Source organism: Pantoea sp. NGS-ED-1003, from assembly GCF_000738765.1.
Taxonomy (GTDB): domain Bacteria; phylum Pseudomonadota; class Gammaproteobacteria; order Enterobacterales; family Enterobacteriaceae; genus Pantoea; species Pantoea septica.
The window spans coordinates 112,419-127,044 of the sequence record NZ_JPQA01000012.1; the positions used below are offsets into that span (position 1 = coordinate 112,419).

The window sequence follows — 14,626 nt, forward strand, 5'->3', positions numbered from 1 at the left end:
GGCGTCAATGCGCATAAGCGCCCGGTAACATGCGGCTAACTGCTGGAAATTCAAAGATTTTAACTGGAGAGGAGCGGGATAAGTTATTCTTATCAACAAATCCCGCGCAGAGATCAGGAAATTTACTTTCTTAACAGTGAATTGCCCTGTTTATTGCGAATCAGTGGCAAAAGTGCTGCACAACCTGCGCGATCAAGGCGCGAGTCGGCTTAATAAATGCGGTATCGATAAATTCATCCGGCTGATGCGCCTGGTTGATCGATCCTGGCCCCAACACCAGCGTCGGGCACAGCTCCTGAATAAACGGCGCTTCGGTGCAGTAGTTCACCACTTCGGTCGGCGTGCCGAGCAGTTTTTCCACCACGGCGACCAGTTCGTGGTTAGCCGGGCATTCGTAGCCCGGAATCGGCGGATGCAGCTCGCCGACCGTAAGACGACCCGGCCAGCGTGCGCTGACCGGCGCCAGCGACTCGTTCAGCAGCCCTTCCAGATCGCTCAGCGTCAGGCCCGGCAGCGGGCGAATATCCATGTGCAGCTCGCAGCAGGCGCAGATGCGGTTCGCCGCGTCGCCGCCGTGAATATGGCCGAAGTTCATGGTCGGATAGGGAATGGCGAAGCCGTCGTGGTGATAGCGCTCTTTCAGAGTGTTGCGCAGCTGCATCAGGTGACCGATCGCGTCGTGCATCAGTTCGATGGCGTTGACGCCGCGCGCCGGATCGCTGGAGTGGCCCGACTGGCCCTGCACGCGAATCACATGGGAGAGATGGCCTTTGTGCGCGCGCACCGGCTTCAGCGAGGTCGGCTCGCCAATAATGGCGCAGTCTGGACGAATGCTCGCTGTTTCAGAGAAGTACTTAGCGCCCGCCATGGTGGTTTCTTCATCGGCGGTGGCGAGAATGTAGAGCGGCTTGCTCAGTTTGCTGACGTCGACGTCGCGCAGCGTGTCGAGAATAAAGGCGAAGAAGCCTTTCATGTCGGCGGTGCCCAGGCCGTAGAGCTTGTTGTCATGCTCCGTCAGGGTAAAGGGATCGCGCGTCCAGCGCCCGTCGTCGAACGGCACCGTGTCGGTGTGACCCGCCAGCAGCAGGCCGCCGGCGCCCTCGCCGGTGCGCGCCAGCATATTGAATTTATGGCGCGTGCCGGGCACGGGCTGCACTTCGACGCTGAAGCCCAGATCGCGAAACCAGCCTGCCAGCAAATTGATTAAAGTTTCATTGCTCTGATCGAGCGCCGCATCGGTCGCGCTGATGGTCGGAGTCGCAATCAGCTGGCGGTAGAGTTCGATAAAAGGCGGTAATTTTGTCTTCACTGTTGACGGTCCTTGAGTTAGGATGTATCAATATTCATGCATTAATAGTGAATAAAAATACATTAACGCCGCTTGGCTGGGAAGCAGAAATCCTTCGCAAACGGCATCGTGGGCAACGGGGCAAAGCCGCGACCCGGAACGTGTGACTGTAAAAAGGGTTACAGCCTGATGTTGAATACGCTGATCGTTGGTGCCAGTGGTTACGCTGGCGTAGAGCTCGCCACCTTCATTCATCGCCATCCACATATGAACATAACCGCTTTGGCGGTTTCAGCGCAAAGCCCGGATGCCGGAAAGCCTCTGTCGGATCTGCATCCGCAGCTGAAAGGCGTGGTGGATCTGCCGCTGCAGCCGCTGAGCAGCGCGGCCGAGTGGGCGGATAAGGTGGACGTGGTGTTTCTGGCGACGGCGCACGAAGTCAGTCACGATCTGGCGCCGGAATTCCTGAAGGCCGGCTGCGTGGTGTTCGATCTCTCCGGCGCGTTCCGCGTTAACGACGGCGAATTTTATCAGCGCTATTACGGCTTTACCCATCAGCACGGCGACTGGCTCGATAAAGCGGTCTACGGCCTGGCGGAGTGGAATCACGCGCAGGTCAAAGAGGCGCAGCTGGTGGCGGTGCCGGGTTGCTATCCCACCGCGGCGCAGCTGGCGCTGAAGCCGCTGATCGCAGGCGATCTGCTTAACGCCGACCAGTGGCCGGTGATCAACGCCACCAGCGGCGTGAGCGGCGCAGGACGGAAAGCGAGCGTCGCCACCAGCTTCTGCGAAGTGAGCCTGCAGCCTTACGGCCTGTTTAATCATCGTCATCATCCGGAAATCGTCGCGCACCTCGGCGCGCCGGTGATTTTTACGCCGCACCTCGGCAACTTCCCGCGCGGCATTCTGGCGACTATCACCTGCCGCCTGAAGCCGGGCGTCAGCCACGACGACGTGGCGGCGGCGTTCCATAGCGCCTACCACGACAAGCCGCTGGTGCGCGTCTACGAGCAGGGCGTGCCGGCGCTGAAGGCGGTTATCGGCCAGCCGTTCTGCGACATCGGCTTCGCGGTGCAGGGCGAACATCTGATCGTCGTCGCGGCGGAGGACAATCTGCTGAAAGGCGCCGCGTCGCAGGCGGTGCAGTGTATGAATATTCGCTTCGGCTTCCCTGAAACGCAATCGCTGATTTAACGGACAAGGACGCACATGACAACTCCATTAATTATCAAACTGGGCGGCGTGCTGCTCGACAGCGAAGAGGCGCTGGCGCGCCTGTTCGACGCGCTGCTGGCTTATCGCAGCGCCCATCAGCGTCCGCTGCTGATCGTTCACGGCGGCGGCTGTGTGGTTGACGAGCTGATGAAAAAGCTGTCGCTGCCGGTGAAGAAGAAGAACGGCCTGCGCGTCACGCCTGCCGATCAGATCGACATTATTACCGGCGCGCTGGCGGGCACCGCCAACAAAACCCTGCTCGCCTGGGCGAAAAAGCACGGTATCAAGGCGGTCGGGCTGAGCCTGGGCGACGCCGATCTGGTGAAGGTGGCGCAGTTCGATGAAGAGTTGGGACACGTCGGCCACGCCGAGCCGGGCGATCCGGCGCTGATTAACACGCTGCTGGCGGCGGGCTATATGCCGATCGTCAGCTCTATCGGCATCACCGACGGCGGCGCGCTGATGAATGTCAACGCCGACCAGGCGGCGACCGCGCTGGCGGCTACGCTGGGCGCCGATCTGGTGCTGCTCTCCGACGTGAGCGGCATCCTCGATGGCAAAGGCCAGCGCATCGAAGAGATGACGGCCGCCAAAGCTGAGCAGCTGATCGCGCAAGGCATCATTACTGATGGCATGATTGTAAAAGTGCACGCGGCGCTCGACGCGGCGCGCACGCTGGGCCGCCCGGTGGATATCGCCAGCTGGCGCCACGCGGAGCAACTGCCCGACCTGTTTAACGGCGTGTCGATCGGCACCCGGATCCTCGCTTAACGACTTAGATTTAGGATGACGACATGAGCACGCAAAATATCAAAAAAATCGTACTGGCCTATTCCGGCGGCCTGGATACCTCCGCCATTATTCCCTGGCTGAAAGAGAACTACGGCGGCTGCGAAGTCGTAGCGTTCGTGGCGGATATCGGCCAGGAGCGTAGCGATCTGGAAGGCGTGGAGAAGAAAGCGCTGCAGTCCGGCGCCTCCGAGTGCCACGTGGTCGATTTGCGTGAAGAGTTTATCAGCGACTACGTTTATCCGGTGCTGCAGACCGGCGCGCTTTATGAGGGCACCTATCTGCTGGGCACCTCGATGGCGCGTCCGATTATCGCCAAAGCGCAGGTTGAACTGGCGCTGAAAGTCGGCGCGGATGCGCTGTGCCACGGCGCGACCGGCAAGGGCAACGATCAGGTACGTTTCGAAACCACCTACACCGCGCTGGCGCCGCAGCTGAAAGTGGTGGCGCCGTGGCGCGAATGGAACCTGCGTTCGCGCGAAGCGCTGCTGGACTACCTGAAAGAGCGCAATATTCCGACCACCGCGTCGCTGGAAAAAATCTACAGCCGCGACGAGAACGCCTGGCATATCTCGACTGAAGGCGGCGTGCTGGAAAGTCCGGCTAACGCACCGAACAAAGATTGCTGGGTGTGGACCGTGGATCCGCTGGAAGCGCCGGATCAGCCGGAAAACGTCACCGTTACCGTGGAAAAAGGTCGTGTTGTCGCCGTCAACGGCGAGAGGCTGAGCCCGTTCCAGTGTCTGGAAGCGCTTAACGCTATCGGCGCGAAGCACGGCGTAGGTCGTATCGACATCGTGGAAAACCGTCTGGTCGGCATCAAGTCGCGCGGCTGCTATGAAACGCCCGGCGGCACCATTATGGTGAACGCGCTGCGCGCGGTTGAGCAACTGGTGCTGGATCGCGACAGCTTCAAATGGCGCGAGCAGCTGGGCCACGAGATGTCTTACGTGGTGTACGACGGCCGCTGGTTCGCGCCGCTGCGTAAGTCAATCCAGGCCGCCGCCGAGTCGCTGGCGGAAGAGGTTAACGGCGAAGTGGTGCTGCAGCTCTATAAAGGTCAGGCGACGGCAATCGAAAAACGCTCCGCTAACAGCCTCTACTCGGAAGAGTTCGCCACCTTCGGTGAAGACGAGGTTTACGATCACCGTCATGCAGGCGGCTTTATCCGTCTCTTCTCGCTCTCTTCGCGCATTCGCGCCCTGAACGAGCAGAAGAAGTAATAACCGGCGAGGCGCAGGCCTCGCCCAACCAGATTTCGCAGAGGCGGCTTCGGGCCGCCTCTGCTTTAAGGATTGAAGGAGTTTCACATGGCACTTTGGGGCGGACGTTTCACCCAGGCAGCAGACCAACGTTTCAAACAGTTCAACGACTCGCTGCGCTTCGACTATCGTCTGGCGGAGCAGGATATTGTCGGCTCCATCGCCTGGTCCAAAGCGCTGGTGACGGTCAACGTATTGAGCGCCGACGAGCAGCAGCAACTGGAGCAGGCGCTGAATGCGCTGCTGGCCGAGGTGCAGGCGGATCCGGAACAGATTCTGCAAAGCGACGCCGAAGATATTCACAGCTGGGTTGAAGGCCAGCTGATCGAGAAAGTCGGCGCGCTGGGCAAAAAGCTGCATACCGGCCGCAGCCGCAACGATCAGGTGGCGACCGATCTTAAACTCTGGTGCAAAACGCAGGTCGAGGCGCTGCTGGGCGCGACACGCGAACTGCAGCAGGCGCTGACGGCGACCGCTGAAGCGAACCAGGATGCGGTGATGCCGGGCTATACCCATCTGCAGCGCGCGCAGCCGGTGACCTTCGCGCACTGGTGTCTGGCCTATGTGGAAATGCTGGCGCGCGATGAAAGCCGTCTGCAGGATACACTGAAGCGTCTCGACGTCAGCCCGCTCGGCTGCGGCGCGCTGGCGGGCACCGCCTACGCCATCGATCGCGACCAGCTGGCCGGCTGGCTGGGCTTCGCCTCCGCCACGCGCAACAGCCTCGACACCGTGTCCGATCGCGACCACGTGCTGGAGCTGCTGGCTGACGCCTCTATCGGCATGGTGCATCTGTCGCGCTTTGCCGAAGACTTAATCTTTTTCAATACCGGCGAAGCGGGCTTCGTCGAGCTATCCGACAAGGTGACGTCCGGCTCGTCGCTGATGCCGCAAAAGAAAAATCCGGACGCGCTGGAGCTGATCCGCGGCAAATGCGGCCGCGTGCAGGGCGCGCTGACCGGCATGATGATGACGCTGAAAGGTCTGCCGCTCGCCTATAACAAAGATATGCAGGAAGACAAAGAGGGACTGTTCGACGCGCTCGATACCTGGCTCGACTGTCTGCATATGTCGGCGCTGGTGCTGGACGGCATTCAGGTGAAACGCCCGCGCTGCCAGGAAGCGGCGGAGCAGGGCTACGCCAACTCTACCGAGCTGGCTGACTATCTGGTGGCGAAGGGCGTGCCGTTCCGTGAAGCGCACCACATCGTCGGCGAAGCGGTGGTGGAAGCGATCAAGCAGGGCGTGGCGCTGGAAGCGCTGTCGCTGACGCAGCTAAAGCAGTTCAGCGCGGCGATTGAAGAGGACGTTTACGCTATTCTGGCGTTGCACTCCTGCCTGGAAAAACGTAATGCCAAAGGCGGCGTCGCGCCGCAGCAGGTAGCGTTTGCCATCGCCGAGGCGAAAAAGCGTCTCGGCTGATCGCCAGGCAAAAAAAAGGCGGGCAATAATTGCCCGCTAACCTCTAGCTTCGGAATTTAATTACTATTTTTATAGGCACATCATCAGAGGGCCAGCGCTCCGGCTGACACAGTGATTCTTTTAGGCTGACAGCAGGTGCTCATCAACATCTGTTTCGCTTTACTGCAGAACGAACAGCCTGGCCTTATAAACAGCGAGACTGGCGCCCTGGCGATCGTTCCAGGGACGATGAGATACACCCTTCAGAAATGGCTTAGCTTCCTGAGTTACAAACCTATTTTCTATGTAAGAGCAGATCGCCTGAATTTGATGCGTGCATTATTCTGATCATTGCTTGATAGGGCTAATCGTTCATTGCTATCCTATCTATCGCCACGGGCTATCGTGGTCTGGAGGATAACAATGAACATTCGCGATCTTGAATACCTGGTTTCGCTTGCCGAGCATCGCCACTTCCGCCGGGCGGCGGACGCGTGCCACGTCAGCCAGCCGACGCTTAGCGGACAGATCCGCAAGCTAGAGGATGAGCTGGGCGTGATGCTGCTGGAGCGAACCAGCCGTAAAGTGTTGTTCACCCAGGCGGGCATGCTGCTGGTCGATCAGGCGCGCACCGTGCTGCGGGAAGTTAAAGTATTAAAGGAGATGGCGAGCCAGCAGGGCGAAGCGATGTCCGGCCCGCTGCATATCGGGCTGATCCCCACCACCGGCCCCTACCTGCTGCCGCAAATTATTCCTATGCTGCATCGCACCTTTCCCAAGCTTGAGATGTATCTGCACGAGGCGCAGACGCAGCAGCTGCTGGCGCAGCTCGACAGCGGCAAACTCGACTGTGCGATTCTGGCGCTGGTGAAAGAGAGCGAAGCCTTTATTGAGGTGCCGCTGTTTGACGAGCCGATGAAGCTGGCGGTCTATCAGGATCACCCGTGGCGCGATCGCGATCGCGTGCCGATGTCCGATCTGGCGGGCGAAAAGCTGCTGATGCTGGAAGATGGCCACTGTCTGCGCGATCAGGCGATGGGTTTCTGCTTTGAAGCGGGCGCTGACGAAGATACGCATTTCCGCGCCACTAGCCTGGAGACGCTGCGTAATATGGTTGCGGCCGGAAGCGGCATCACGCTGCTGCCTGCGCTGGCGGTGCCGCAGGAGCGCGTGCGCGACGGCGTCTGCTATCTGCCGTGCTATAAGCCTGTGCCGCAGCGCACCATTGCGCTGGTCTATCGTCCCGGTTCGCCTCTGCGCAGCCGCTATGAGCAGCTGGCAGAAGCGATTCGCACGCACATGCAGGGCTATCTCAACACCACGTTAAAACAGGCGGTTTAAGCCGTTCAGCGCGGCCACGCGATAGGCTTCGGCCATGGTGGGGTAGTTAAAGGTGGTATTCACGAAGTACTCGATGGTATTGCCGCCGTTTTTCTGCTCCATAATCGCCTGGCCGATATGAATGATTTCCGCCGCGCGCTCGCCAAAGCAGTGAATGCCCAGGATCTCTTTGGTTTCGCGGTGGAACAGAATCTTCAGGCTGCCCACGTTCATGCCGACAATCTGCGCGCGCGCCAGATGCTTAAACTGCGCGCGACCCACCTCATAAGGCACCTTCATCGCCGTCAGCTGCTGCTCGGTTTTGCCCACTGAGCTGATTTCCGGAATGGTATAGATACCGGTCGGGATATCTTCCACCAGGTGCGCGCTGGCTTCGCCTTTGATAATCGCCTGCGCGGCGATGCGGCCCTGATCGTAGGCGGCTGACGCCAGGCTCGGATAGCCGATGACGTCGCCCACCGCATAGATGTGCGGCTGCGCGGTCTGATACATGCTGTTTACCTTCAGCAAGCCGCGTCCGTCCGCCTCCAGCCCGACGTTCTCTAGCGCCAGCGAATCGGTGTTGCCGGTTCGGCCGTTGGCGTAGAGCAGGCAGTCGGCTTTCACCTTTTTGCCCGACTTCAGGTGCATAATCACGCCGTCTTCAACGCCTTCGATTTTCTCGAACTCTTCGTTATGGCGAATAACGACGCCGCTGTTCCAGAAGTGATAGGAGAGCGAATCGGACATCTCCTGATCGAGAAACGCCAGCAAACGGTCGCGGGTGTTGATCAGATCGACCTTGACGTTCAGGCCGCGGAAAATCGACGCATACTCGCAGCCGATGACGCCTGCGCCATAGATAATGACGTGGCCTGGCTCGTGGTGCAGGTTCAGAATGGAGTCGGAGTCGTAAATGCGCGGATGGGTAAAATCGACATCAGCCGGATGGTAAGGACGGGAACCGCAGGCGATAACGAATTTTTCCGCCGTCAGGCGCTCGCGCGTGCCGTCGTAATGCTCGACTTCGATGGTGTTGGCATCGATAAAGTGGGCGTTGCCCTGAAACAGTTCGCAGCGGTTGCGCTCGTAAAAGCCCTGGCGCATCGCAGTCTGCTGGCTGATGACGTTCTCCGTGTGGTTCAGGATATCGGCGAACGAGGAGCGCAGCAGGCGAGTGTGATCGCTGTAAAGCGGGTTTTGGTTGAATTCAATAATGCGACTGACTGCATGGCGAAGCGCTTTGGAGGGAATGGTGCCCCAGTGGGTACAACCGCCGCCGATGTTATGGTAGCGTTCGATCACTGCGATGCGCGCTCCCTGCTTCACCAGGCCCATGGCTGCACCTTCACCTCCAGGACCGGAGCCAATCACGATGGCATCGTAATCGTAAGACTTTTGCATACCAGTACGTCCTATTTTCTATACATTTTTACAACGAGATTCTAACATCTCGCCGCGCACATCTGAATTCTAACAGTGAAATTCCCCGCGGTTTGACAAAGCGTGAGGTTCACAGGCAGTCACAAACTTTGACCTGTGTACGCTGAAAAGTTTGTTATAGTGCCCCCTTAACTCGTCACAAGGCAGAGAGAATGGGCGTCAGAGCGCAACAAAAAGAACGTACAAGACGTACGCTGATAGAGGCGGCATTTAGCCAGCTCAGCGCCGAGCGCAGCTTCGCCAGTTTGAGTTTGCGCGAGGTCGCCAGGGAGGCCGGTATCGCGCCCACCTCTTTTTATCGTCATTTTAAAGATGTTGATGAGCTGGGTTTGACCATGGTCGACGAGAGCGGCCTGATGCTGCGTCAGCTGATGCGTCAGGCGCGTCAGCGCATCGCCAAAGGCGGCAGCATCATCAAAACGTCGGTCTCTACCTTTATGGAGTTCATCGGCAATAATCCCAACGCCTTTCGGCTGCTGCTACGCGAACGTTCCGGCACCTCCGCCGCGTTTCGCGCCGCCGTGGCGCGTGAAATCCAGCATTTCATCGCCGAGCTGGCGGACTACCTTGAAGTCGAAAACCGTATGCCGCGTAGCTTTACCGAAGCGCAGGCGGAAGCGATGGTGACAATTGTCTTTAGCGCAGGCGCGGAAGCGCTGGATGTGGATATCGAGCAGCGTCGCAAGCTTGAAGATCGGCTGGTGCTGCAGCTGCGCATGATCGCTAAAGGCGCCTATTACTGGTATCGCCGCGAGCAGGAACGTCTGGCGGTCACCCTGGAAAAACCCGAAGAGTAAACGATAAGGATAATGCCATGACACAACCGACTTCCCGCGATAGAGGCACGCTGCTGCTGGCTTTTATTACCGGTTTAGCGATTAACGGCTCATTTTCCGTGCTGTTCAGCGCCTTTGTACCTTTTTCAATCTTCCCGATTATCGCGCTGGGGCTTGCGGTCTGGAGCCTGCATCAGCGCTATTTGAACCGCAATATGCCGGACGGCATGCCGGGTCTGGCGGCGGCGTTTTTTCTGCTGGGCATTCTGGTGTATAGCGCGCTGGTGCGCGCCGAGTATCCGGATATCGGCTCCAACTTTATTCCGACCATTTTGATGGTGGCGCTGGTGTTCTGGATTGGCGTGAAGATAAAGCGTCGTAAGAACAACGACTGATAAACAAAAACGGGAACCTCAGGTTCCCGTTTTTGTTTCTGGCGCGGGACGCTTTGCTCTTCCGTCCACGTCACCTGCGTTTTAGGTTATTCTGCGGCCTGCTTACGCGTCAGCCACACGCCGCACTCCATATGGTGCGTATAGGGGAACTGATCGAACAGCGCCAGCCGGGAAACCTTATGCGTCTGCGCCAGCGTTTGCAGATTGTCGCACAGCGTCTCGGGGTTGCAGGAGATGTAAAGGATGCGCAGATAGGCCTGCACCATCTTCACCGTCTCGTCATCCAGCCCGCTGCGCGGCGGATCGACAAAAATGGTTTCGCACTCATAGCTCTTCAGGTCGATGCCCTGTAAGCGATTGAAGCTGCGCACGCCGTTCATCGCCTGGGTAAACTCTTCTGCCGCCATACGAATAATCTGCACGTTATCGATCTGGTTGGCCTCGATATTGAACTGCGCCGCCGCCACCGACGGCTTGGCGATTTCGGTCGCCAGCACGCGGCGGAAATTGCGCGCCAGCGCGAGCGAAAAGTTGCCGTTGCCGCAGTAGAGCTCCAGCAAGTCGCCGCGCGATCCGCTGGTGACGTCCAGCGCCCATTCCAGCATCTGAATGTTCATCGCCGCGTTGGGCTGCGTAAAGCTGTTCTCTACCTGACGGTAGATCATCTCGCGGCCCGCCACCGGCAGGCGCTCGTCGATAAAATCGCGATCGAGGCAAATCTTGGTTTTTGTGGCGCGGCCAATCAGCTGCGCCTTATAACCCTTCGCGCGCAGCGCGTCGCGCAGGGCGCTCGCCGCTTCCACCCAGTCCGCTTCCAGCTTGCGGTGGTAGAGCAGCGAGATAACGATCTCATTGCTCATCGTCGAGAGATAGTCGATCTGAAACAGCTTATGGCGCAGCACGCGGTTATCGCGGATCGCCGCGATCATTTCCGGCATTACCGCATTGATCAGTTCGCTGGCGGCGGGAAAGCGATCGACGCGAATACGCTCGCGCGTCGCCTGATCGAAAATGATGTGGTAGAGATCGTCGCCATCGTGCCAGAGACGAAACTCCGCGCGCATCCGGTAGTGGCTGACCGGCGAGCGAAACACCTCCGCTTCAGGCGCGGCGAACGGCGTCATCATCGTTTGTAAACAGCTGACTTTCTCGGCCAGTTGCGCGTCGTACTGTTCAGTCGGGAGATGTTCGGGTGTCATGTTCGATCCTGGTTAATAGCAAACTTGCCGGGCGATTGTAGGCATTCACCTGGCATTGTCCAGTCCTGCGCGCGCTGGGCGGTATGGCAGTCTGGACTTCCATTATCACTCCTGTAGACTGCCTGCGCCGGCCTCAGCCTGAGTTAATAGGGAATCCAGTGCGAATCTGGAGCTGACGCGCAGCGGTAAGGAATGTCGTGGCGATCGCCTTGCAGACACTGTCCAGCTGGATGGGAAGTCTTCGCCACTTATGGTTCCAAGCCCGAAGACCTGCCGGCGTGACGTCGCAACTCGTACGGTCATCGCGTGCTATCGATCGTATACCTGCGGCATCCTGTCTCGTCTTTTGGATGCTCATAACAATGAAAAAACATTCCGCTTCGCTGTTTGCGTTTAGCGCAACGGCGCTTGCTCTCTGGGCGCAACCTGGTTTCGCTCAGGATAATGATGATACGCAAGTTGTTACCGCCAACCGCTTCGCCCAGCCGGCCTCCTCGGTGCTGGCGCCCACCACGGTAGTGATGCGCGCCGAGATCGACCGCTGGCAGGCGAAGAGCCTGACCGATGTGATGCGTCGTCTGCCTGGCGTCGACGTGGCGCAGAATGGCGGCCTGGGGCAAAGCAGTTCGCTGTTTATTCGCGGCACCAATTCCAGCCACGTGCTGATCCTGATCGACGGTATCCGCCTTAACCAGGCGGGTATCTCTGGATCGTCCGACCTCAGCCAGATCCCGCTTTCGCTGGTGCAGCGTATCGAATATATCCGCGGCGCGCGCTCGGCGGTTTATGGGTCGGACGCTATCGGCGGCGTGGTGAATATTATTACCGGCCGTGCGCAGCCCGGCACCACGCTCACCGCAGGCGTCGGCTCTAAAGGCTATCAGTCTTACGACGGTTCTACGCAGCAGATGCTGAGCGACGCCACAAAGCTGACGCTGGCCGGCAACTACACCTATACCCGCGGCTTCGACGTCGGCGCGGGCTATCCTAACGACTATGGTCCGGCGCAGGGCGACAGAGACGGGTTTATGAGTAAGACCCTCTATGGCAACCTTGAGCACCAGTTCAGCGATGAGCTGAGCGGATTCGTGCGCGGCTACGGTTTCGACAACCGCACCGCCTATGATGGATCCTGGACCTACGACAAGGATTTTAACGTTATTGGCCTGGCGGATACGCGTCAGCTCTATAGTCAGACCTGGGATACCGGCCTGCGCTTCAACCGCGACATCTATTCGACGCAGCTGATCGCCAGCTATAGCCGCACCAAAGATATCAACTACGATCCGCGTAATGGGCGCTATGGCGCCGCATCGACCTTTGACGACGTCACTCAGTACAACCTGCAATGGGGTAACACTGTGCAGGTTGGCCAGGGCGCGATTAGCGGCGGCATCGACTGGCAGAAAGAGACCACCGAACCGGGCACCAACTATCTGGCGGACGGTTATGAGCAGCGCAACACCGGCCTCTATCTCACTGGGCAGCAGCAGTTCGGCAGCGTGACGCTGGAAGGGGCGCTGCGCGGCGACGACAATAACCAGTTCGGCTGGCACAATACCTGGCAAAGCGCCGCGTCCTGGGAGTTTATTTCAGGCTATCGCGTCTTCGCCTCGTACGGCACCGCCTTTAAGGCGCCGAACCTGTCGCAGATTTATAGTCCTGACTATGGCAATCCCGACCTTGATCCCGAAAAGAGCAAGCAGTGGGAAGGGGGCTTTGAAGGGCTGACCGGACCGGTTAACTGGCGGGTATCCGGTTATCGCAACGACATTGATAACCTGATTGACAGCGATCCGACCACCTATCGCTACTACAACATCAGCAAGGCGCGTATTAAAGGCGTCGAGGCGACCGCTTCATTTGATACCGGCCCGCTGGGTCATCAGATCTCCTATGACTACGTCGACGCGCGCGACGGCGAAACGGATCAACAGCTGGTGCGCCGCGCTAAACAGCAGGTGAAGTATCAGCTCGACTGGACGATTTATAACCTCGACTGGTCGGTGACGTATCATTATCTCGGCGATCGCTTTGATAACGACTACAACAGCTATCCTACCCGTCGCGTTAAACTGGGCGGCGTCAGTTTGTGGGATCTCGCAGCGTCGTATCCGGTCACATCTCAGCTGACGGTTCGTGGTAGAATTGCCAACCTGTTTGATAAAGGCTACGAGACAGCGTATGGCTATCGAACTCCAGGAACGGAGTATTACCTCAGCGCCAGCTACAGCTTCTGATCTGCGCCCCACCGTGCTGGTGTTTGACTCCGGCGTAGGTGGGCTCTCTGTCTATGATGAGGTCCGGCAGCTCCTGCCGGATCTGCACTACCTTTATGCGTTCGACAACGCCGGTTTCCCTTATGGGGAGAAGAGCGAAGAGTATATTGTCGAACGCGTCGTCGATATTGTCGGCGCGATTGCCAGCCGACATCCGCTTTCGCTTTGCATCATCGCCTGTAATACCGCCAGTACGGTCTCCTTACCGGCGCTGCGCGCGCGCTTCGGCTTCCCCGTCGTGGGCGTCGTGCCGGCGATTAAGCCTGCGGCGCGCCTGACGCGCAACGGCGTGGTGGGGCTGCTGGCGACGCGCGCGACGGTGCGGCGTCCTTATACGCACGATCTGGTGGCGCAGTTTGCCACTTCATGCCGGATTGCCATGCTAGGCTCGGCGGAGCTGGTGGAGCTGGCCGAACAGAAGCTGCATGGTCAGACTATTGCGCTGGAGGATGTGCGACGTACCGTCCAGCCCTGGCTACGTATGGCCGAACCGCCGGACACGGTGGTGCTGGGCTGCACGCACTTTCCTTTACTGCGCGAAGAGCTGCAGCAGGTCTTGCCCGAAGGCACGCGATTAATTGATTCGGGCGCGGCGATAGCGCGTCGCACCGCCTGGCTGCTGGAGCATGAATCGCCTGGCGCGCGCTCTTCTCAGGCGAACTGCGCATTTTGCACCGAGCTCAACGGCGAAGCGCTGCAATTGTCGCCGGTTTTACAGCGTTATGGCTTCCCGTCGCTGGAAAAAGTGGCAGTTTAGGGCGGTTTTGCTGAAAAAATCGTCACTCGGAAATTAATTTGAAATTAGCGCTTGTCAGCCCGGAAGAACTCCCTATAATGCGCCTCCACTGACACGGCACAACGGCTTACGGAATGCGGTGTTAAGTAAGATTCGACAAGGTTCGAATCGTCAGGAAAGCAAAAATAAATGCTTGACTGATAAAGCGGAAAGCGTAATATACGCAGCCCGCGCCGCTGAATAATCGCGGCATGCTCTTTAACAATTTATCAGACAATCTGTGTGGGCACTCGGGAGCAGATATCAAAGCCTTCGGGCTTAAAAAATATCAAGCCTCACGAGTGGACACATAATGACATTCATTATGACGTTTTACAGATGAGCACCGCTTAACTGGTTTAAGCAAATCAAACTTAAATTGAAGAGTTTGATCATGGCTCAGATTGAACGCTGGCGGCAGGCCTAACACATGCAAGTCGAACGGCAGCACAGAAGAGCTTGCTCTTTGGGTGGCGAGTGGCGG

The 14,626-nt window shown here is 58.5% G+C and carries 12 protein-coding genes, 1 rRNA gene and 1 riboswitch; of the genes, 10 read left to right on the top strand and 3 right to left on the bottom strand.

Annotated elements, in window-relative coordinates:
* Positions 1–160 precede the first annotated feature (160 nt).
* Positions 161–1,309 (bottom strand): acetylornithine deacetylase, encoded by a 1,149-nt coding sequence (gene argE / locus JS46_RS21130; protein WP_033755562.1) that lies wholly within the window; start codon positions 1,307–1,309, stop codon positions 161–163.
* 168 nt (positions 1,310–1,477) lie between these two features.
* Between argE and argC the strand changes: the two genes are divergently transcribed.
* The 5 genes from argC (at position 1,478) to oxyR (ending at position 7,296) form a co-directional block, all read left to right on the top strand.
* The gene (gene argC / locus JS46_RS21135) at positions 1,478–2,482 is read left to right on the top strand and encodes an N-acetyl-gamma-glutamyl-phosphate reductase (RefSeq protein WP_033755563.1); all 1,005 of its coding nucleotides are present in this window, start codon (positions 1,478–1,480) and stop codon (positions 2,480–2,482) included.
* Positions 2,483–2,497: 15 nt separating this feature from the next.
* On the top strand, positions 2,498–3,274 hold the full coding sequence (argB, locus tag JS46_RS21140; protein WP_033755565.1) for an acetylglutamate kinase: 777 nt from the start codon (positions 2,498–2,500) through the stop codon (positions 3,272–3,274).
* Positions 3,275–3,297: 23 nt separating this feature from the next.
* A complete protein-coding gene (locus JS46_RS21145) occupies positions 3,298–4,515 on the top strand; it encodes an argininosuccinate synthase (protein ID WP_033755567.1) in 1,218 nt (405 codons plus the stop codon).
* Positions 4,516–4,602: 87 nt separating this feature from the next.
* On the top strand, positions 4,603–5,976 hold the full coding sequence (argH, locus tag JS46_RS21150) for an argininosuccinate lyase (protein ID WP_033755569.1): 1,374 nt from the start codon (positions 4,603–4,605) through the stop codon (positions 5,974–5,976).
* A gap of 402 nt (positions 5,977–6,378) precedes the next feature.
* Positions 6,379–7,296: a DNA-binding transcriptional regulator OxyR gene (oxyR, locus tag JS46_RS21155; RefSeq protein ID WP_033755571.1), complete on the top strand. Its 918-nt coding sequence runs from the start codon at positions 6,379–6,381 to the stop codon at positions 7,294–7,296.
* Here the strand turns inward: oxyR and sthA are convergent.
* Positions 7,279–8,679 (bottom strand): Si-specific NAD(P)(+) transhydrogenase, encoded by a 1,401-nt coding sequence (gene sthA, locus JS46_RS21160; protein WP_033755573.1) that lies wholly within the window; start codon positions 8,677–8,679, stop codon positions 7,279–7,281. The two genes, oxyR and sthA, sit on opposite strands and share 18 nt — an antisense overlap.
* 191 nt (positions 8,680–8,870) lie before the next feature.
* Between sthA and fabR the strand changes: the two genes are divergently transcribed.
* Together fabR and JS46_RS21170 are read left to right on the top strand one after the other, a co-directional pair.
* Positions 8,871–9,515: an HTH-type transcriptional repressor FabR gene (fabR, locus tag JS46_RS21165; RefSeq protein ID WP_033755575.1), complete on the top strand. Its 645-nt coding sequence runs from the start codon at positions 8,871–8,873 to the stop codon at positions 9,513–9,515.
* A gap of 17 nt (positions 9,516–9,532) precedes the next feature.
* The gene (locus tag JS46_RS21170) at positions 9,533–9,889 is read left to right on the top strand and encodes a YijD family membrane protein (RefSeq protein WP_033755577.1); all 357 of its coding nucleotides are present in this window, start codon (positions 9,533–9,535) and stop codon (positions 9,887–9,889) included.
* An 86-nt stretch (positions 9,890–9,975) separates the two neighbouring features.
* Here the strand turns inward: JS46_RS21170 and trmA are convergent, their stop codons facing one another.
* Complete coding sequence (trmA, locus tag JS46_RS21175; RefSeq protein ID WP_033755579.1) at positions 9,976–11,088, bottom strand: tRNA (uridine(54)-C5)-methyltransferase TrmA; 1,113 nt, start codon at positions 11,086–11,088, stop codon at positions 9,976–9,978.
* Between the two features lie 111 nt (positions 11,089–11,199).
* Positions 11,200–11,381: riboswitch (cobalamin riboswitch) on the top strand.
* A 69-nt stretch (positions 11,382–11,450) separates the two neighbouring features.
* Between trmA and btuB the strand changes: the two genes are divergently transcribed.
* The 3 genes from btuB to JS46_RS21190 form a co-directional block, all read left to right on the top strand.
* Positions 11,451–13,328, top strand: a complete 1,878-nt coding sequence (btuB, locus tag JS46_RS21180; RefSeq protein ID WP_033755581.1) for a TonB-dependent vitamin B12 receptor BtuB — start codon at positions 11,451–11,453, stop codon at positions 13,326–13,328.
* Entirely contained in the window at positions 13,273–14,124 is an 852-nt protein-coding gene (gene murI, locus JS46_RS21185; protein ID WP_033755583.1) for a glutamate racemase, read from the top strand. Before btuB ends, murI begins: the two co-directional genes overlap by 56 nt.
* Positions 14,125–14,518: 394 nt before the next feature.
* Positions 14,519–14,626: ribosomal RNA gene (locus JS46_RS21190) — 16S ribosomal RNA — on the top strand; the annotation flags it as partial.